Source organism: Roseobacter weihaiensis (genome assembly GCF_020622345.1).
Lineage (GTDB): Bacteria > Pseudomonadota > Alphaproteobacteria > Rhodobacterales > Rhodobacteraceae > Roseobacter > Roseobacter weihaiensis.
This window is the reverse complement of record NZ_JACNMO010000023.1, coordinates 14,056-33,826: the sequence shown is the minus strand read 5'-3', so window position 1 is coordinate 33,826 and position 19,771 is coordinate 14,056. Positions and strand designations below refer to the sequence as shown.

Annotated in this window: 19 protein-coding genes; 8 read left to right on the top strand and 11 right to left on the bottom strand. The window is 59.7% G+C overall.

From position 1 onward, the window contains the following. Window position 1 precedes the first annotated feature (1 nt). The 10 genes from H7847_RS20210 to coxB all read right to left on the bottom strand — a co-directional run bounded on the left by H7847_RS20210 (window position 2) and on the right by coxB (window position 8,523). Window positions 2-823 (bottom strand): MBL fold metallo-hydrolase, encoded by an 822-nt coding sequence (locus H7847_RS20210; RefSeq protein WP_227271294.1) that lies wholly within the window; start codon window positions 821-823, stop codon window positions 2-4. A gap of 190 nt (window positions 824-1,013) precedes the next feature. Next, window positions 1,014-1,598 (bottom strand): GNAT family N-acetyltransferase, encoded by a 585-nt coding sequence (locus H7847_RS20205; protein ID WP_227271342.1) that lies wholly within the window; start codon window positions 1,596-1,598, stop codon window positions 1,014-1,016. Next, complete coding sequence (locus H7847_RS20200) at window positions 1,598-2,860, bottom strand: M16 family metallopeptidase (RefSeq protein WP_227271293.1); 1,263 nt, start codon at window positions 2,858-2,860, stop codon at window positions 1,598-1,600. Before H7847_RS20200 ends, H7847_RS20205 begins: the two co-directional genes overlap by 1 nt. Beyond that, window positions 2,857-4,245 (bottom strand): threonine synthase, encoded by a 1,389-nt coding sequence (gene thrC / locus H7847_RS20195; protein WP_227271292.1) that lies wholly within the window; start codon window positions 4,243-4,245, stop codon window positions 2,857-2,859. The genes H7847_RS20200 and thrC overlap by 4 nt, the downstream gene beginning before the upstream one ends. Before the next feature lie 6 nt (window positions 4,246-4,251). Continuing rightward, the gene (locus H7847_RS20190) at window positions 4,252-4,932 is read right to left on the bottom strand and encodes an SURF1 family protein (RefSeq protein ID WP_227271291.1); all 681 of its coding nucleotides are present in this window, start codon (window positions 4,930-4,932) and stop codon (window positions 4,252-4,254) included. Window positions 4,933-5,025: 93 nt separating this feature from the next. Continuing rightward, window positions 5,026-5,832, bottom strand: a complete 807-nt coding sequence (locus H7847_RS20185) for a cytochrome c oxidase subunit 3 (RefSeq protein WP_227271290.1) — start codon at window positions 5,830-5,832, stop codon at window positions 5,026-5,028. A gap of 24 nt (window positions 5,833-5,856) precedes the next feature. Continuing rightward, the gene (locus H7847_RS20180) at window positions 5,857-6,441 is read right to left on the bottom strand and encodes a cytochrome c oxidase assembly protein (RefSeq protein ID WP_227271289.1); all 585 of its coding nucleotides are present in this window, start codon (window positions 6,439-6,441) and stop codon (window positions 5,857-5,859) included. Then, the gene (locus H7847_RS20175) at window positions 6,438-6,605 is read right to left on the bottom strand and encodes a cytochrome C oxidase assembly protein (protein ID WP_227271288.1); all 168 of its coding nucleotides are present in this window, start codon (window positions 6,603-6,605) and stop codon (window positions 6,438-6,440) included. The genes H7847_RS20180 and H7847_RS20175 overlap by 4 nt, the downstream gene beginning before the upstream one ends. 3 nt (window positions 6,606-6,608) lie before the next feature. After that, on the bottom strand, window positions 6,609-7,547 hold the full coding sequence (cyoE, locus tag H7847_RS20170; RefSeq protein WP_227271287.1) for a heme o synthase: 939 nt from the start codon (window positions 7,545-7,547) through the stop codon (window positions 6,609-6,611). A gap of 61 nt (window positions 7,548-7,608) precedes the next feature. Continuing rightward, window positions 7,609-8,523 carry a cytochrome c oxidase subunit II gene (gene coxB / locus H7847_RS20165; protein WP_227271286.1) on the bottom strand — a complete coding sequence of 305 codons (915 nt, stop codon included), beginning with the start codon at window positions 8,521-8,523 and terminating at the stop codon, window positions 7,609-7,611. Between the two features lie 186 nt (window positions 8,524-8,709). Here coxB and tldD point away from each other — a divergent pair, with 186 nt between their 5' ends. The 6 genes from tldD (at window position 8,710) to H7847_RS20135 (ending at window position 16,836) form a co-directional block, all read left to right on the top strand. Next, on the top strand, window positions 8,710-10,131 hold the full coding sequence (gene tldD, locus H7847_RS20160) for a metalloprotease TldD (protein ID WP_227271285.1): 1,422 nt from the start codon (window positions 8,710-8,712) through the stop codon (window positions 10,129-10,131). Window positions 10,132-10,229: 98 nt separating this feature from the next. Next, complete coding sequence (dprA, locus tag H7847_RS20155; RefSeq protein ID WP_227271284.1) at window positions 10,230-11,393, top strand: DNA-processing protein DprA; 1,164 nt, start codon at window positions 10,230-10,232, stop codon at window positions 11,391-11,393. A gap of 272 nt (window positions 11,394-11,665) precedes the next feature. Next, window positions 11,666-14,254 carry a type I DNA topoisomerase gene (gene topA / locus H7847_RS20150; protein WP_227271283.1) on the top strand — a complete coding sequence of 863 codons (2,589 nt, stop codon included), beginning with the start codon at window positions 11,666-11,668 and terminating at the stop codon, window positions 14,252-14,254. A gap of 182 nt (window positions 14,255-14,436) precedes the next feature. Further along, on the top strand, window positions 14,437-15,132 hold the full coding sequence (locus H7847_RS20145) for a CoA transferase subunit A (protein ID WP_227271282.1): 696 nt from the start codon (window positions 14,437-14,439) through the stop codon (window positions 15,130-15,132). A gap of 11 nt (window positions 15,133-15,143) precedes the next feature. Beyond that, window positions 15,144-16,193, top strand: a complete 1,050-nt coding sequence (locus tag H7847_RS20140) for a PAS domain-containing protein (RefSeq protein WP_227271281.1) — start codon at window positions 15,144-15,146, stop codon at window positions 16,191-16,193. Window positions 16,194-16,209: 16 nt separating this feature from the next. Beyond that, on the top strand, window positions 16,210-16,836 hold the full coding sequence (locus H7847_RS20135) for a 3-oxoacid CoA-transferase subunit B (protein ID WP_227271280.1): 627 nt from the start codon (window positions 16,210-16,212) through the stop codon (window positions 16,834-16,836). An 18-nt stretch (window positions 16,837-16,854) separates the two neighbouring features. Here the strand turns inward: H7847_RS20135 and H7847_RS20130 are convergent, their stop codons facing one another. After that, complete coding sequence (locus H7847_RS20130) at window positions 16,855-17,685, bottom strand: lytic transglycosylase domain-containing protein (protein WP_227271279.1); 831 nt, start codon at window positions 17,683-17,685, stop codon at window positions 16,855-16,857. A gap of 350 nt (window positions 17,686-18,035) precedes the next feature. Between H7847_RS20130 and H7847_RS20125 the strand changes: the two genes are divergently transcribed. Both H7847_RS20125 and cpaB read left to right on the top strand, forming a co-directional pair. Then, window positions 18,036-18,281 (top strand): hypothetical protein, encoded by a 246-nt coding sequence (locus tag H7847_RS20125; RefSeq protein ID WP_227271278.1) that lies wholly within the window; start codon window positions 18,036-18,038, stop codon window positions 18,279-18,281. A gap of 634 nt (window positions 18,282-18,915) precedes the next feature. Then, window positions 18,916-19,764, top strand: coding sequence for a Flp pilus assembly protein CpaB (gene cpaB / locus H7847_RS20115; RefSeq protein WP_227271341.1), 849 nt, complete (start codon window positions 18,916-18,918; stop codon window positions 19,762-19,764). Window positions 19,765-19,771 lie beyond the last annotated feature (7 nt).

Below are 19,771 nucleotides of genomic sequence, written 5' to 3'. Positions count from 1 at the left end.
GCTATTGATCGTTGAGGAGGGCCGGACGCAACACCATTACGGTTGGCCGCGAGGGCAGCCGATCCAGCGACATCTCAAGCGCGGGGCCACCCACTTCCACAATGGCGAATTCATCTGACATCCCCGCCAGAAAATCATCCAGAGCAAACAGCGAGAACCAGTGCATCGGAATGACCACAGAAGATCGCAACCGCTTCAACACGCGTGTCATGGTCGCCAGATCGAGGGTATAGCCACCATCCACGGGCGCCATCACAACATCAAGACGCCCAAGGGCGGCATATTGCGCAGCGTCCGGTTCGTGATGCAAATGACCCAGATGACCAACGCAGAGCCCTGCGAGCTCAAAGACGAAAATCGAATTCCCCTTTGGCTCGACGGCGGAAAAGGCAGATCGAATGTCGGTCGACACATTGCGGATCAGGACCTCACCCAGATCGAGATGATGCTGGATACCTTCCCCAAACGAGCCCCACCCCGGCAGCACATGAGGGATCGCAGGGTCGGGATTGGCGGTCCAATGGGTGTCATGGGCGTGGTTCATCGTCACCACATCGGGGATCAGCGGAAGGGAGCCGGTAAAGCCTGTGTAATCCGTGACCATGTTCAGCCCGCCATGGCTGCGGATCAGAAAACTCGCATGGGTGATGTAGTGGATGCGCACTGTTTCGGCGTCAACCGGGCCGAGGCTGGCCGGCACAACATATTCCATGCCCGGCGCGGCCTCCGCGAGCGCCACGCAATGGCTCGGCGTCCTGTCTGCGACCTGAGCCTGCGCTGCCCCACAGCAGATCAGAAACACCAAAAGACTGCGGATCATCATATCACCTACCCCCTGCTTAAAATCTTAGAGCGCGGGGGCCGAAGTCCAGTCTTTTTTACGCATCGATCCCACCATACCTTGCCACCCTGCTCAAAACGCGGGCAATCAGGCCGGTGTCGGCGCACATCGCACCAGACGTCTTTTCCGGTCAGGAAAAGACCAAACATCGCATGCGGCAGCGCCGCGCCGGTCAGGACGCGCTGGTTTTACCCCGGCGGTCCGACCTGAGCGCGGCATAGAGCACATGCGTCCGCCAGCGCCCATCGATCTGCAGATAGCTTTGGGCGACCCCTTCGTACTTGAAGCCCGAGGTCTCCAGCAACCCGCGGGAGGCCGTATTCTCCGGCAGGCAGGCCGCCTCGATGCGGCTGAGATCAAGCCGGGTGAACGCATGATGCACCAAGGCGGTGATCGCCTCGCGCATATAGCCGTGGCGCGCAAAGGGCTCGCCGGTCCAATATCCCAACGTTCCGGCCTGGGCCGGCCCGCGCCGGATATTGTCGAGCGTTATCGCCCCCAAAAGCTGCTCGTCCTGTCGCCGGATCAGAAACAGCGGCAGCGCCGTGCCCCCCGAGACCGACCTTTGGGCCCAATAGACCCTGTTGGTAAAAGCCTTGCGGCTGAGGTGGTCCTCGGCCCAGCTTGGCTCCCATGGGGTAAGATATTCGACGCTTTGGGCCCGCAGCTGTGTCCAGGCCCGAAAATCCGAATGGATCGGCGGGCGCAGCGTCATCCGCTCGGTTTCCAGTCTCAGCTTGCGAAAGCCCCGAAGTATCAAGCTGCCCGACGCTCCTGCAAATGCGCAAGCGAGGGCGCTCCCTCAATAGGACCGTAGAGCGCCAGCGCGGCCGGCGCGGCCTCTGCCATCTGCTGGGCAAACTCCCGCACATCCCCGGTGGTGACGGCATCGATCATGGCGACCGTCTCCTCCAACAGCGGGACCCGATCCCAGATCTGCACCAGACGCGCCAGACGCTCTGCCCGGTTCGAAGGGCTTTCGAGCCCCATCAGCAGGCCCGCTTTCATCTGCGCCCGCGCGCGGGCGACCTCCGCCGGCGCCATATCCTCCACGGCGCGCTTCATCTCGTCGATGGTGATCCGGGCAAGCTCGGGCAGCTGTTCGGCACTGGTGCCCGCGTAGATCGTGGTCATGCCGGTATCCGCATAGGCTCCGGCCTGCGCAAAGATGGAATAACACAGGCCCCTGTTCTCGCGGATTTCCTGAAACAGACGGCTCGACATGCCGCCGCCCAAGGCCGTGGCGTAAATCTGTGCGGTATAAATCAGGTCATCGCGATAGCCGGGACTTTCAAAAGCCAAAGCGAAATGCGCCTGCTCCAGCGCCTTGCTCTGGCGCCGCTCGCCACCTGCAAACCGGGCCGCATCCACATCGAAGGCCGGTTTCGCTTCCATCTCTCCAAAAAGTTTTTCCGCCAGCTTCACGATCTCGTTGTGATCCACAGCCCCGGCAGCCGAGAGGATCATCTGCTCGGGGCCATAGTGCTGGGCGATGAACCCCTGCAAATCACCGCGCGAAAAACCCGACACCCGCTCGGACGCCCCCAGGATACTGCGCCCCATCGGGTGATCCGGGTAGGCTTCCTCCTGCAACCAGTCAAAGATCACATCATCTGGCGTGTCGAGCGCCTGCCCGATCTCCTGCAGGATCACCCCGCGCTCGACCTCGATCTCGGTCTCTTCCAGCGTGGGGTTCAGCAGGATATCCGCAATGACATCCAGCGCCAGCGGCACATCATTCTGCAACACCCGCGCATAGTAGGCCGTGACCTCGCGGCTGGTATAGGCATTGATGTAGCCGCCCACATCTTCGATGCATTCCGCGATCTGCAACGCAGAGCGCCGCCTGGTTCCCTTGAACGCCATATGTTCCAGAAAATGGGCGATGCCGTTTTGAGCGGGCGCTTCATGACGTGCACCAGCGGTCACCCAGACGCCAATGGAGGCAGACGCCAGCCCCGGCATGGTCTCAGTTACAATGCGAAAGCCGTTTGGCAGGCGGTGTTGGTTCAATGTCACGCGTTCAATTGCCCTTTGATATGCTCTTTGAGGGCGGCCAGATCGTTCGGCACGCGGGTCACCCTCTCGTCTTTGTCATACAAGTCCGCCATGCGCGCAGGCAAGGGCGGGTGAATGCCACAGGCCGCCTTGACGGCGACAGGAAACTTTGCGGGGTGCGCCGTGGCCAGCGTAATCATCGGGGTCCCGCGCTGGCGCTGCGCCTCAGCGACTTTGACACCGATGGCCGAATGCGGGCACAAGAGCTCTCCGCTCTTTTCAAGCGTCGCGATGATCGTGGCCGAGGTTTCCTCCTCCGAGGCGCGCCCCGAGCTATAATGCGATTGCAGCACCTGAAGCGCCCCCTGGCTGACCTCGAACCCGCCGGCTTTCAGCTCGTCCATCAGCTGCACGATCGCGGGGCCGTCGCGGTCATAGGAATCAAAGAGCGCACGTTCGAAGTTTGAACTGACTTGGATATCCATCGACGGGCTGATCGAGGGCACGGTTTCCCCCTTGTGGTAGCCTTGGCCCGACAGACAGCGGTGCAGGATGTCGTTCTGGTTCGTGGCCACCACCAGCTTGTCGATGGGCAGGCCCATCTGCTTGGCGATGTAGCCGGCAAAGATGTCGCCGAAATTGCCGGTGGGCACGGTGAAACTGACCGGGCGGTGCGGCGCGCCCACAGAAACGGCGGAAGAGAAGTAATAGACCACCTGCGCCAGCACCCGACCCCAGTTGATCGAGTTCACGCCCGCGAGCCGCACGCCATCGCGGAACTCGAAATCGTTGAACATGTCCTTGAGCCGCGCCTGACAGTCATCAAAATCTCCGTCCATGGCCAGTGCGTGCACGTTCGCCTCCGCGGGTGTGGTCATCTGGCGACGCTGCACTTCGGAGATGCGACCATGGGGATAGAGGATGAAGACATCCACATTGTCCAAGCCCCGGAAGGCTTCAATCGCCGCTGATCCGGTATCACCAGAGGTGGCCCCCACGATGGTCACGCGTTCGCCCTTGCGGCCCAGGGCGGTCTGGAACATCTGCCCGATGAGCTGCATGGCAAAGTCCTTGAACGCAAGCGTCGGCCCGTGAAACAGTTCCAGCAGGAAATGCCCCTGATCGAGCTGCTTGAGCGGGGCGCGGGCCGCATGACCGAAGCCCGCATAGGCGCGGTCGATGATCCCCTGAAACTCCAGATCACTGAAGACATCGCCCACGAAGGGGCGCATGATCTTGTAGGCGATGGCCTCGTAGGGCTGCCCCTCGAGCGCTGCGATCTCGGTCAGCGTGATCTGCGGCACCTCCTGAGGCACATAAAGCCCCCCATCGCGCGCCAGACCGCTCAGCATGGCCTCTTCGAAGTTCAGCACAGGGGCGGTGCCACGGGTGGAGATGTAACGCATATCGCTTCAGCTTTTGGTTGCGCCGGGCCTGCGGCGGAGAAAGAAAAAGGTCATCACCGACCAGATCGCGGCGAGGGAGAACCATGTCACCGCATACTGCAAGTGATCGTTGGGAATGGCGCTTGTGTCCACAGGCATTGGCGACAAAGGACCGCCCGGTTGCGGCGCGTCGCGGCGTACCACAAGCACAGGCTCGGTGCCAAGGGCCTCTGCCATTGCCGCCACGTCGCGGGCAAACCAGATGTTTTCCGCCAGATCGGGCGCGGGCGTAAAGCTGTCGGTCTCCTGGGGCCATTGCAGGTTGCCAACGACGGTAACCGGGGGGCCTTCTTCGAACTGCAGCGCGCCCGCATCGGCCACGGTCACAAACCCCATGTCGATCAGAATCCGGTCGGTCTCGCGCCGCAGCGGGCGGATAATCCGGTATCCTGCGCCCACCTGCTTTTTCGACACCAGCACCCTGAGATGGTCGGGGCTCAGAATGCCTGTCACCTCGACTGGCAGGTAGGCGTCGCGGTCGGGGTCAAGCTGCGCCGGAAGCGGCACGGGGTCGGTACCGATGCGGGCCTCGATATCCGCGATGACGCCCTGTTTCCAGGCCAGCCGCTGCACCTGCCAGATCCCGAGACTGATGAGGATCGCGGCCCCTCCCAGTCCAAAGATCACCAAGAACGCCAAGCGTCGCATAAAGATGTGCCACCCCAATGGAAAAGCGCGCCCGGGGCACCCCCGCGCGCGCTTTGTGTTTTACGTCCCCTGACGGGGAATGCAAGCAGGCGCTTAGCCCGGCACGCCCCACATGTAGACGGCAAAGAACAGGAACAGCCAGACCACATCGACAAAGTGCCAGTACCAGGCCGCGGCCTCAAAACCCACGTGCTTTTCAGGGGTGAAATGCCCCTTCATCGCCCGCACCAGACAGACGGCGAGAAAGATTGTCCCGATGATGACGTGCAGGCCGTGGAAGCCCGTCGCCATGAAGAAGTTGGAGAAGAACTTGTCACCGCCAAACTCCCAGCCCTGATAGAGCAGGTAGGAGTATTCATAGGCCTGCAGTGCCGTGAACAGCACGCCGAGGATGATCGAGATCGCCAGACCCCAGATCAGATCGCGGCGGTTGTTCTCATGCACCAGCGCGTGGTGCGCCCATGTGACCGCACAGCCAGACAGCAGCAGCACCAGTGTGTTGATCAGCGGCAGATGCAGCGCGTCGACCTGGTAGATTTCCGGCGGGATGTACTCGGAACCCACATATTCGTTCATCGGGTAGATGGCGTGTTTGAAGAACGACCAGAACCATGCGGCAAAGAACATCACTTCGGACATGATAAAAAGGATGAACCCGTAGCGCAGGCCGATCCGCACCACCGGGGTGTGATCGCCGACCCGGCTTTCCGCCACCACCTCGGCCCACCAGCCGAACATGACGTAGAGCACGGCAACAAAGCCGATCCAGAACATCCAGGGCGTGATCCCCTGCATCCAGAGCACGCCGCCAAAGAGCATGACAAATGCCCCGATCGAGCCGAGCAGTGGCCAGATCGAGGGGTTTAGAATGTGATAATCATGGTTCTTTTCGTGCGCCATGGTACGTCCCTTACCTTATGGTGGTCAGTTCAGACTTGTGTCTGAGCTGGTATCGCTGGCCTGCACGTCGGCATAGTCCTCGGGCAGGTCGATCTCGTAGAATGTATAGGAGAGCGTGATGGTATGAATATGCTTGCCATCGCGGTCCTCGACGATCTCCGGGTCCACATAGAAGGTCACCGGCATCTGCACCCGTTCGCCGGGTTGCAGTACCTGTTCTTCAAAGCAGAAGCACTGGATCTTGTTGAAAAAGCCACCCGCCTGATAGGGGGTCACGTTGTAGCTGGCCGAACCTGCGATGGGCCGGTCTGTCGGGTTGTAGGCCTCATAGAATGCCAGACCCGATTCGCCGATGCGTACTTCCATCTCGCGCTCAACAGGTTTGAATTCCCACGGCATGTGGTTGTTGAGCGAGCCGTCAAAACGGACGGTGATCGTCTGGTCCAGAACATCCTCGGGGGCCACGTCGGAGACACCCGTCACACCGCCAAATCCCGTGACCCGGCAGAACCAGTCATAAAGCGGCACGGAGGCCCAGGCGAGCGCGCCCATGAAAATCACCACGCTTACGGTCTGTGCAACTGTCTTTGCAGGTCCTTGCAATGTCATCCGCCTGATATCTCCGTTCCAGAGGGAAGCTCAAAATCGCCATTGGTCACTTTGGTAAATGTCAGCGCCAGCACGAGGATCACAAAACCCGCCAGCATCAGGCCCACGCCGACATTGCGCCCTTTCCGGCGGGTATGTATTTCATGTTCAGCGCGAATGGGCATATCTTACCAGCCTCCCAGGCCAAAAGGACGCAATGCTGCTTCGAGCAGAATGACGCCAAAATGCGCAAAAAGATACCATAGAGACAGGCGGAAGAACCGTTTTTCAACCCGGTACCCATCGGCATCCGCTGCGGTCTCATCACGCTGCCAGACCTGGACCGCCCCTTTGAGGAACAAGGCGTTCAACACGAGTGCCGTGCCCAGATAAACCGGCCCACCGATTGCAGTGAACCCGGTACCGACGGCGAGTGCCGCCAGTAGAACGGTGTAGACGATGATATGGGTGCGGGTCGACTTGCGACCATGGGTGACGGTCAGCATCGGCACGCCAGCGTCGTCGTAATCCGCCTTCATAAAGAGCGCCAGCGCCCAGAAATGCGGTGGCGTCCACATAAAGATCAGCGCGAACATCAGCCAGGCTTCGACTGAAAAGCTGCCGGTGGCGATCACCCAGCCGATGACTGGCGGAAACGCCCCGGCCGCACCGCCGATCACGATGTTCTGGGGCGTAGAGCGTTTGAGCCACATCGAATAGACCACGGCATAGAAAAAGATCGTGAAGGCTAGCAAGGCCGCCGCCATCAGGTTCGCCGAGAGCGCCAGCATCATCACCGACAGGCCCGCAAGGGCGACGCCAAGGTGCAGCGCTTCGCCCGGCTGGACGCGGCCCGCAGGGATCGGACGCTTTGCGGTCCGGCGCATGATCGCGTCGATATCCGCATCCCACCACATGTTGAGCGCGCCGGAGGCCCCTGCGCCGATCGCGACAAACAGGATCGAGGCAAAAGCAATGACCGGATGCACGGATCCGGGGGCTGCCAACAAGCCAACAAGAGCCGTGAACACAACCAGCGACATCACGCGTGGCTTGAGCAAGGCAAAGTAGTCGCCGAGCTGCGCCTCTTCTTCGTGAACTTGTGATGTGTAGCCAACGTCAGCCATCAGATCGCCTTATGGAGTGAGAAAATCCTGGGGCGCCCGGTGGAACGCCCCGAATATCGGCTCAGTTGGAGGCCAGAACACGGGTTTGCGGCACACCTGCAAACTCTTCCCTAGCCTCCGCCAGCCATTCGGCATAGGCTTCCTCAGACACTACCTTGACCGTGATCGGCATGTAGGCGTGGTAAAAGCCGCATAGTTCTGAGCACTGGCCAAAATAGATCCCTTCATGATCCGCGTTGAACCATAACTCGGCCAGACGACCGGGTACCGCGTCCTGTTTCACCCCGAAAGACGGGATCGTCCAGGCGTGGATCACATCCGCCGCAGTGACTTGCATCACGACGGTCTTTCCAACGGGCACAACGATTGAGGTATCGGTGGCCAGCAGGAATTCATCGCGGCTGTAGCCTGCGTCTTCCAGTTTGGCTTCCATATGCTCGTCCAGCACGAAAGGCGTGACGTTGGCGTCTTCGGGGCGCGTGGATGTATCGAGCGTCGCGGGAGAGCCCAGCATGTAGCTGTCAAACTCGATCCCTTCATCCACATATTCATAGCCCCAGTACCACTGGTAGCCCGTCACCTTGATCGTCAGGTCCGCCTCCGGGATTTCCTGCTGTTTGAACAGGATCGGCAAGGACCAGGCCCCGATAAAGACAAGGATCACAATCGGCACCACGGTCCAGGCAATCTCCACCGGGGTGTGATGGGTAAAACTGGCAGGCTCCGGGTTGCGCCTGGCGTTGTAGCGGATCGCCACCCAGGTCATGAGACCTGTGACAAACAGGGTGATGAGCGTGATGATCACCAGAATCATGCCGTCCAGCCACTGCAGGTCGCTGGCCAGTTCGGTTACCGCAGGCTGAAAGCCCATCTTGCCATCGACCGGCGTGCCGATGATTTCAAGCCCGTCCTGAGCCTGTGCGGCGCTTGCCGTTAAGACAGACGCGAGGCCTGCGATAGAGAATAGTCTGTTCATATCTCGTCCTGATCTAAGACTGATCGCTGGATCATGTTGCGCAGTGTGGCAGCGGTTTTGGTTTGCGCATCCCCTCTGCCGTTGTAATCTCGTTTCTTACAATCATATTCTGATCATAAGATAAAGACATCTGCCTGCGTTATTAGGACGCTTCTCTTGAAATTCCCGCACCTAACGGAGCTTTTTATGACAGACGCCCCCTTTTCTCCGTTTCAGGATACACTCGACCGCGAGGCCGCCCAGAAGGTCCTGCGCGCGGCTACAGATGGGGCGGATGACGGCGAGCTTTTTCTGGAACGTCGGCGATCCGAAGCCTTGGTATTTGATGACGGGCGGCTCAAAACCGCCAGCTATGATGCCTCCGAAGGCTTCGGTCTGCGCGCCGTTCGGGGCGAGGTCGCAGGCTATGCGCATTCGACAGAGCTAACGGAAGCCGCGCTGAAGCGGGCCTCCGAGACGGCGCGGCTGGCTGTCGGTGACGGTGGCGGAACCTGGGCCGATGCGCCCAACCCCACGAATACAAGGCTTTATACGGATGAGGATCCAATTGCCGGCGCGAGCTTTCCGGTCAAGATCGACACGCTGCGCGAGATCGATGCCTTTGCGCGCGGGCTTGATCCGCGTGTGGTACAGGTGTCGGCCACCGTTGCGGCAAGTCTCCAGGAGATCGAGATTCTGCGCCCGGATGGGCAGGCCGTGCGCGATGTCCGTCCGATGACAAGGGTCAACGTATCGGTGATTGTAGAGGAAAACGGGCGGCGCGAATCGGGGTCGACGGGCGGTGGAGGACGTGTGGGTCTTGACGGTCTGCTTGATCCGGCCGACTGGCAGGCCAAGACCCGCGAAGCCCTGCGCATCGCCTGTGTCAATCTCGGCGCGGTTGCGGCCCCTGCCGGGGTGATGGATGTGGTCCTTGGCCCGGGATGGCCCGGTATCCTGCTGCACGAGGCCATCGGCCACGGGCTTGAGGGGGATTTCAATCGCAAGGGGTCCTCGGCCTTTGCCGGGCTGATGGGCGAGCGGATCGCCAGCAAGGGGGTGACCGTCCTGGATGATGGCACGATCCCCGACCGGCGCGGCTCCCTTACCGTGGATGACGAAGGCACGCCGTCAGGAAAGAACACGCTGATCGAAGACGGCATCCTCGTGGGTTTCATGCAAGACCGCCAGAACGCCCGGCTGATGGGGGTCGCGCCGACAGGCAACGGCCGCCGCGAAAGCTATGCCCACGCGCCCATGCCGCGGATGACCAATACCTATATGCTGGGCGGCGACACCGACCCGGCAGACATCGTGGCCAGCCTCAAGGACGGGATATACGCCGTCGGCTTTGGCGGCGGACAGGTGGATATCACCAATGGCAAATTCGTGTTTTCCTGCACAGAGGCCTACCGGGTCGAGAACGGCAAGGTCGGTGCCCCGGTCAAAGGGGCCACGCTGATCGGCGATGGGGCGACGGCGCTGAAACACATTCGCGCCATCGGCAATGACATGGCGCTGGACCCCGGGATGGGCAACTGCGGCAAGGCCGGGCAGTGGGTGCCGGTCGGGGTCGGTCAGCCGACCCTCATGATCGGCGGTCTGACGGTTGGCGGATCTGCTTCCTGAGCGTGACGCTAAAAAATCATCCGGTATGCAAGGCAAATCGTTCACGCGTTGTTAACCAACACCGCTTAAACCTGATTCTGCAACGGACGGAGCTACGGATGACTGACAGGGACTACAATCCTTCTTCCACTCACCCCCCACTCCCACCCACCTCGGAAGATGAACAGTTTTCCAGGCTCCGTCTGTTGCGTTCTCGCCGGGTTGGTATAACGACGTATAAACGACTACTGACTGAATACGGCACTGCGCAGAATGCGCTGGCCGCGCTGCCCGAGGTAGCGCGCGCCGCCGGCGTTGAGACATACGAAGTATGCCCGGAGGCCGTGATACAGGCCGAGCTCAACGCCGCCCGCGCGGCGGGCGCCCGTCTGGTAATGCAAGGCACCGATGCCTACCCTGCGGCACTGGACGAAATCGAAGATGCACCGCCGTTCCTTTGGGTGGTTGGTGACCCCGATCTTTTGCAAACACCGATGATTTCACTGGTCGGGGCGCGCAATGCGTCCTCTTTAGGCACGAGGATGGCGCGGGCGCTGGCGCGCGATCTGGGGGCTGCCGGCTACACTGTGGTCTCGGGTCTGGCGCGCGGTGTCGATGCTGCCGCCCATACCGCCGCCCTGCCCACCGGCACGGTTGCGGTTCAGGCGGGTGGGGTCGATGTGATCTACCCTGCGGAAAACACCGAACTTGCGCTCTCTATCGCGCAGAGCGGCTTGCGCCTGTCGGAACAACCCATGGGGCTGCAACCGATGGCGCGGCACTTTCCAAGCCGCAACCGGATCATCTCGGGTCTCAGCCAGGCCACGGTGGTTGTCGAAGCGGCCACAAAATCCGGCAGCCTGATCACCGCCCGCGACGCCCTGGACCAGGGGCGCGATGTGCTTGCGGTGCCGGGTAACCCGTTTGATGCCCGCGCTGCTGGCTGCAATCAGCTGATCCGCGACGGCGCAATCCTGGTCCGGTCCGCCGCTGATGTGATCGAAGCGCTGGCCCCTATCCACCACGAACAGCCCGAGTTGCCCATGACGCCCCCTGCCCCCGCGCCAACCCCTAAAAAGGCCAAGGGTGTGCAAAACAGTTTGAGAAAAGCCGCAGCCCTGCACCGCGATATCCTGTCCCGGCTCAGCCCGGCCCCTGTCGCCGAGGACCAGTTGATCCGAGACCTCGCCGTCACCGCGTCAGAAGCCGCGCCCGCGCTGCTTGATCTGGAACTGGACGGCCAGATCACCCGCCAGTCCGGAGGGCTGCTCTCTCGCAACTGAACGGTCCTGCGTGACGTTCTGGCCCATCCTGCAAGCCCTTGCCTGACAGGCCGATTGCAGCGTTCTTGAAACACTGCCTCAGGGATGTAGATCGCGATCACCCCCCAACCTGGCTGAATGACTTGCGGCAGCACGCCTTCGGCAGGGACACGCCCAGTCTCACCCGGAACAAGCAGAGTAAATTACACGCGGGCATTGAAAATATCTGCTTGCACCCCACCTCTCACACGGCCATAGACACATGATATTTTCGCTCAGAGGGTCCCCAGTATATGCCGGTTGTCGTCGTCGAATCTCCAGCCAAAGCCAAAACCATCAACTCCTATCTCGGCGATGATTACACTGTTCTGGCCTCTTATGGACACGTGCGCGATCTGCCGCCAAAGGATGGATCGGTGGACCCTGAGGCGGGGTTCGAAATGCTTTGGGAAGTGGGATACGACAGCCGCAAACACGTCAAAGCCATCGCCGATGCGCTGAAGGACGACAACGCCCTGATCCTGGCCACCGACCCTGATCGCGAGGGCGAAGCGATCAGCTGGCATTTGCAGGAAGCGCTAACCAAACGCAAGTCGATCAAGAAGGACACGCCGGTCAGCCGCGTGGTGTTCAACGCCATCACCAAGGCTGCCGTCACCGAGGCCATGCAAAACCCGCGCCAGGTCGACATGCCGCTGGTCGAAGCCTATCTCGCGCGCCGTGCGCTGGACTATCTGGTGGGCTTTAACCTCAGCCCGGTGCTCTGGCGCAAACTGCCGGGGGCGAAATCCGCAGGGCGGGTGCAATCCGTCACCCTGCGGCTGATTGTCGAACGTGAAATGGAGATCGAGGCCTTTCGGGCGCGCGAATACTGGTCGGTCAAAGCGCTGTTGGCCACCCCGCGCGGGCAAGAGTTCGAGGCGCGACTGACGGTTCTAGCGGGCAAAAAGCTCGACCGCTTCGACATCGAGAACGCAACGCAGGCGGAGATGGCCGTTCAGGCCGTCACGAGCCGCGATCTGAGCGTGACCTCGGTCGAGGCCAAACCGGCCAACCGCAACCCCTCCGCGCCCTTCATGACCTCGACCCTGCAACAGGAAGCGAGCCGCAAATTCGGCATGGGCGCACGCCAGACCATGAGCACCGCGCAAAGGCTTTATGAAGCGGGCTACATCACCTATATGCGGACGGATGGCATCGATATGGCCCCCGAAGCGGTCGCGGCGGCACGCGATGCCATCAAGACGCTTTATGGCGACGACTACGTGCCGAAAAGCCCCCGAATCTATAAAAACAAGGCCAAGAACGCGCAGGAAGCGCATGAATGCGTGCGCCCGACCGACATGATGACCAAGGCGGAAGACCTCAAAACCTCCGACGCCGATCAGCGCAAGCTTTACGATCTGATCTGGAAACGCACGCTGGCCTGTCAGATGGAAGCAGCCCGTCTGGAGCGCACAACGGCCGAGATTGCAAGCGCGGACGGGCAAGTCGCCTTGCGCGCGACCGGGCAGGTCATGCTCTTTGACGGGTTTTTGCGGGTTTATGAGGAAGGGCGCGATGATGTGGTCACGGATGATGACGACAAGCGCCTGCCCCAAATCGAACAAGGCGATGCGGTCGACAAACGCACCGTCACGCCCGAGCAGCATTTCACCCAGCCACCGCCGCGCTACACGGAGGCGACGCTGGTCAAGCGCATGGAAGAGCTGGGGATTGGCAGGCCCTCCACCTATGCCTCCGTGGTCACCACGATCCAGGACCGCGAATATGTGCGAAAAGACAAGAACCGGCTGATCCCGGAGGATAAAGGCCGCTTGGTCACCGCGTTTCTGAGCAACTATTTCCGCAAATACGTGGGCTATGACTTTACCGCCGATCTCGAAGATCAGCTCGATACTGTCAGCGCCGGGGATGCGGACTACAAGGATGTGCTGGGCCGGTTCTGGCGCGATTTTTCCGCGGCCATTGCGGAAACCGCCGATCTGCGCATCACCGAGGTGCTGGAGAAAATCAACGAAGTGCTGGAGCCGCATCTCTTCCCGCCCAATGAGGATGGCACCGATCCGCGGCTCTGCCCCAATTGCGGCGCCGGGCGGCTCAGCATGCGCACCGCGCGCTCGGGCGGGGCGTTCATCGGCTGTTCGAACTATCCCGAGTGCCGCTACACCCGTGCCTTCGGCCCGCCGGGCGAGGAAGACGACAGCGGCATCCCGCCAGAAGGCAAACTGCTTGGCGAGGACGGGGGCGACAAGATATATGCCTTCAAGGGCCGCTTTGGTCCCTATGTGCAGCGGGGCGAGGTAACCGAAGAGGTTAAAAAACCACCACGGCAATCCATCCCGAAGGATTGGTCCCCGGAAGATGTGGACCTGCCGCAGGCGCTAAAGCTGTTGTCTTTGCCGCGCGAGATCGGCCCCCACCCGGAAGACGGCATCACCGTCTGGGCCAATATCGGGCGCTATGGCCCTTACATCAAACATGCGCCCTCCACCTCTGACCGGGGGGGCACCAATGCCAATCTGGACAGCATCGACGAGGTCTGGACCGTGGGGATGAACCGCGCCGTGCAGTTGCTGGCCGAAAAACTGGCCAGCAGAGGCCGTCGCGGTGGCGCTGCAAAGACCTTGCGCGAGCTGGGCGAACACCCCGAACAGGGCGGATCGATCAGTATCATGGAAGGCAAGTACGGGCCCTATGTGAAATGGGAAAAGATCAATGCGACGCTTCCCAAGGAGAGTGATCCCGCGGAGCTTTCGATTGAAGCGGCCATCGCGTTGATCGACGAAAAGGCCACGCAAAAGGGTAAGGGCCGTCGCAAGGCACCAGCCAAAAAGGCCACCGCCAAGAAAAAGACGGCAGCCAGGAAAGCGGCCAGCTAGCCCTTTCTTTTGCTGCGGCATTGCCACGACAAGATCAAGGGGTGTGTTCGGATGGCGCACCTCGAAATGCTTGTGCAATTGCATACCGTGAAATACAACAGCGCGAAGAGCATGAGGGGCGGTTGACGGCTTTTGTGTGTACGCGCAAAATCTGGTGCGCCAGCCAGACACGAGGAAGCAAGATGAACAAAGTTTACGGATCGGCGTCAGAAGCGCTTGAGGGTGTTTTGCATGACGGCATGCTGATCGCTGCCGGTGGTTTTGGACTTTGCGGCATCCCCGAACTTTTGCTGGCCGCGATCCGTGATGCGGGCACCAAGGATTTGACCTTTGCCTCCAACAACGCGGGTGTCGATGATTTCGGGATCGGAATTCTCTTGCAGACCCGGCAGGTGAAGAAGATGATCTCGTCTTACGTCGGCGAAAACGCGGAGTTCATGCGTCAGTACCTGTCTGGCGAACTGGAGCTGGAGTTCAACCCGCAAGGCACTTTGGCCGAACGCATGCGCTCGGCGGGCTGTGGTATCCCCGGATTTTACACAAAAACCGGCGTCGGCACGGTGATCGCTGAGGGAAAAGAGCACAAGGATTTCAACGGCGAGACCTATATTCTTGAACAGGGCATCTTTGCGGATCTCTCCATCGTCAAGGCGTGGAAGGCCGATCCAACGGGCAATCTCGTGTTCCGCAAGACCGCGCGCAATTTCAACCCTCCTGCCGCGATGTGCGGCAAGGTCTGCATCGTTGAGGTGGAAGAGATTGTCCCGACCGGCAGTCTTGAGGCCGACAGCATCCATCTGCCGGGCATTTACGTGCACCGGCTCATTCAAGGCGAGCATGAAAAGCGTATTGAACAGCGAACCACCCGAGCCGCCTGAGGCGAAGCACTATGGCAGACACCTTTACAACGACACAAACCGAAACGGCTCAGGACGACACTCTTTTCAATGACAAGGGGTTTGACGGGTTTTCCCGCGCGAAAGTTGCGATGGTTCTCACCAATCCAAATCTCGACGACAATCCGATCGTCTACGTCAACGAGGCGTTTACCCGCACAACGGGCTATGCCCGCAGCGCCTCCATCGGGCGCAATTGCCGGTTTTTACAGGGTGAAGACACGGAAAAAGCCGCTGTTGACTTGCTCCGCAGTGCTATTGCCAACGATAAGAACGTGGCAGTTGATATTCTCAATTACAAATGCAACGGCGCGCCGTTCATGAACCGTCTGATCGTCTCGCCGGTAATTGATAAAAGCGGCAAGACACAGTATTTTATCGGCATCCAGAAAGAGTTGCGTAACGGGGAACGTGACGCCAGCGCTGAACAGATCAACGAACAGCTGATGGAAGTGCAGAACCGCGTCCAGTCCGATCTGTCGATGATCATCACAATGATCCGTCAACAATCAGCGGCAACATCGGTGCCGGACGACTTTGCCGCCCTGTCCCGACGGGTAGAGACCCTGCAGCTTTTGTATGAAGAGATGAAGCTCGCAGATCAGCAGTCGAACAGTGATTGCATCCAGATGGGCAGCTTCATTTCACGCCTCGCCAGCGCCATTGCCCATACCGAAGGCCGTTCCGGTTTGCGCATGAACATGCAGATCGAACCTGTGGAGATGCAGATCGAAGCCGCCACCCGTATCGGGCTGGTGGTCTCAGAAGTGCTGACCAATGCCTTCCAGCACGCCTTTGACCGGATGGATGCCGGGTTGGTTGAAATTCGCATGTCACAGCTCAGCGCAGGCGGTCTGCGCCTGATCGTCTCCGATGATGGCATTGGCATCCCTGCGTCCGCGCAATGGCCGTCCAGCGAAACTGTGGGCGGGCGGATCATCACCGGTCTGATTGAAGGTCTTGAAGGGACCTTGCATCTGGGCCGGGGGGCGGCGGGCAGTTTTGTTACAATCGACGTGCCGGCCGGCACGTCAGTCACATGATAGAATAGGACCTCTTATGCCTTGGGATCGAAACCAGATGGCGGCACGCGCCGCAGAAGAACTGGAAGACGGCTGGTACGTGAACCTAGGTATCGGCATCCCCACGCTGGTCAGCAACTACATCCCCGATGGCATCGAAGTGACGTTGCAGTCGGAAAATGGCATGCTCGGCATGGGTCCGTTCCCGATCGAAGGCGCGGAGGATGCAGACCTCATCAATGCGGGCAAGCAGACCATCACAGAGCTGCCACAGACCGCCTATTTCGACAGCGCACAGTCTTTCGGGATGATCCGGGGCGGCAAGATCGCCATGGCGATCCTGGGGGCTATGGAAGTGGCTGAAAACGGAGATCTGGCCAACTGGATGATCCCCGGCAAGCTGGTCAAGGGGATGGGCGGCGCCATGGATCTTGTGGCGGGCGTGGGCCGGGTGGTTGTGGTGATGGATCACACGTCAAAGCACGGCGACAGCAAGCTCTTGCGGGAATGCACGCTGCCGCTCACCGGCAAGGGGGTCGTGGACCGGATCATCACCAACCTTGGGGTTCTGGACGTGGTGGAGGGCGGTTTGCGGATCGTGGAGACCGCAGACGGTGTGAGCGAAGACGATTTGCGCGCCGCGACCGAAGCCACCATTGTCTGACCCCAAACGGGGAAAACGCTAGTTCAGCCCGGCAAAGACGCACCCGTCCGACACAAGCTCGGGCGGGGTCAGGCATAAACCGCGCGCGATCTGAAATGCGGCCAGAACCTTGGGCACATAATCCCGTGTCTCCGCAAAGGGGGGTACCCCTTGATGCTTGCGCAGGGAGCCTTCGCCAGCGTTGTACCCGGCGAGCACCATGATCGGGTCGCCGTCAAACTCTTCCATCAGCCAGTTCAGGTATTGAACCCCGCCCCCAATGTTTTCCTGGGGCGAGAGAGAGTCTTCCACACCAAAGCGGGCAGCTGTCGCAGGCATGAGCTGCATCAGCCCTTGCGCGCCCGCAGAGCTGACAGCCTCGGGGTTGCCCGCGGATTCCACAGAGATCACCGCCAGCACGAGCGCAGGCGACACCCGCGTCCCCACCGTCGACCGCAAAATATCGACCCCATTGGCCCGCGCGATCTGTTGCAGGTGCTGCAAGCGAGGCTGTGGGATCCCGCCTGTCCCGGCCAGCACAGTCATTGCCTTGTCCAACCGTCCCGGCCCTGAATCGACCAGGGCAGGCGAGACTTTGCTCCAGAACCAGCTGAACACACCGATTTTGCCTTCCTCTATATTTGTGTCATCGGGAACAATCGTGTCGGGCAAAGGCGATGGTCGCGGCAGCCCTGCCAAAAGCCGGGCCTGCTCTTCGGGATCGATCTGTGCGATGGTGGGCCGTTCGCCCGGTTTGGGCACACTGACCCGCTTTGCGCTGAAATCGGGGTATGGGTTGGGAGTTTCGGCCTCTATCGGGGCACAAAGCAGTATTGCCGCGATAAGCGACGCTGTGGCTTGTATTCGCATGGACCTGCTCGTCTTTATGTTTATCGGTTTTTCCGGTGCTTATTGCAGAAAAGCCTTTGTATGACCAGAAATTCCACGTCCGGATCGGGGCGGTTTTGCCACAATCCATGCTCTATTTAACGAAGTGTAAACATCAGGAAATTAATTATTTCAAGTGATTCAAGCACTTGATGTTTTTTTCGCGTTTTTTGGACCGCGAAGCGCAAATGTCACATTTGCCGTCAAATTCATGCCCCAATCAGACGGCTATATTGTTGCATACCAAGTCGGACGGGCCACCAGAGAAAAACGGTCAGTGAGGACGGCAAGGTTAGTAAGTAATGTTTAGTGATCCTTTGGAGGGACATACCATGATGAAATTTATCAAGAACTTCCGTCAAGACGAAGACGGTGCCGTAACAGTAGACTGGGTTGTTCTGACAGCTGCCGTCGTCGGTCTTGCGGTTGCCGCATACACATCCATCAGCGCTGGTGCGAACAATCTGACCGCAGACACAGCAACATATCTTGATCGTCAAGACCCAACTGCATTCGGCGACATCAGCGGTACTGGTAACACTACTGGCTCTTCTGATAGCTCTGATGACGATGGCTAACTCGTAAAAAGACGGGGAACCTCGTCTGGTCAAATCAAAAATTGGGGGCCGCATGCGATTAATCGCCAGGCGGCCCCTTTTTTTATCGTAGATCCAGTTTTCAGTTTACAAGGTTCGACATGTTTAGATTTGTAAAGCGTTTCACAGCGAAGGAAGACGGGGCGATAACAGTTGATTGGGTTGTTTTGACAGCAGCTGTTGTCGGACTGGGCGTGGTTGCTGTAGCTGGCCTTCAGGGCGAAACCGGTACCGTAAGCGATCGAACTGCGGGGTATCTTGACAGACAGGAACCAACCGCGAACGTGGATATTCAGGATTCCTTGCCTTAATACACCGCGAAGACTTTAAATCGGACCTTGAGGCAAACACGCCTCCTGACACGAAAAGCGTATTAAAAGCAGTTCGTTGTGGGCGGGCGCACCAGCGCAGAATGCTCTTCGGTCTGCTCAACATATTTAAGAGCACCGTTGCCAATGCGGGGGAAACAGGACAGAGCCGCTGTGCAAACTTTGAACGGTTCGCCGCGCTCATACCCCAAGGTCATCCAGAAATTGCCACAATTGAGAGCGATGTTACGGTCGGAGTATTCGCCCGCTGGTAGGTTTTGGGCACAATAGAACAACGAGGTGAGATGATGCGAGCAGTTTTTGGCTTGGTGCTTTTGGCAGGTGTCGCGCTTGCCGGTGGCGCGGTATACATGGCGAAAGATTACATCGGGCAGTATCAGGCGGAGCTGGCGCGCGCGAAAGACATGCAGCGACAGATCGTTCCGACACAGACCGTCTTCGTTGTAACGCGCAGCCTGAAATATGGTGACACACTGCGCGAGGAAGATGTCCGCCCTGTCCGCTGGCCGACCGATGCAATCCCGACCGGTTCGTTCACCGAGTTGGCGGCTATCTTTCCCGAAGACACAGATGAAGTCCGGCTGATTGTCCGTCCGATGGAAGAGAACGAAGCGCTGCTGGAGATCAAGGTCACCGAACCTGGCGAGGACATCGGCCTGACATCCCGTCTGGAAAAGGGCATGCGCGCATTTGCGATCCGTGTTGACGTCGCAAGTGGCGTGTCCGGCTTCCTGCGACCTGGCGACAGAGTCGACGTTTATTGGACCGGATCGATCGAAACAGGTAATGGTCGCGAAGACGTCACGCAGCTCATTCAGACAGCCGTCCGGCTGATTGCTGTGGACCAAACAGATAACCAGATAAATGGCACGCGTATCGCGCGTACCGTTACGGTGGCCGCCAGCCCCGAGCAGGTCGCCGCGCTGGCACAAGCCCAATCAACCGGCAACCTGTCATTGTCGCTGGTCGGCGCTGGCGATGACACAGAGCTGGATGACATTCAAGTCAATCAGGTTTCGCTTTTGGGTCTGACACAGGCAGCCCCTGTCGCCGCAGCCCCCAAGGCCAAGGTTTGTACGATCAGAACGCGCCGGGGTGCCGAGGTGGTAACGATCCCGATCCCCTGCACAAACTAAAGCAAAC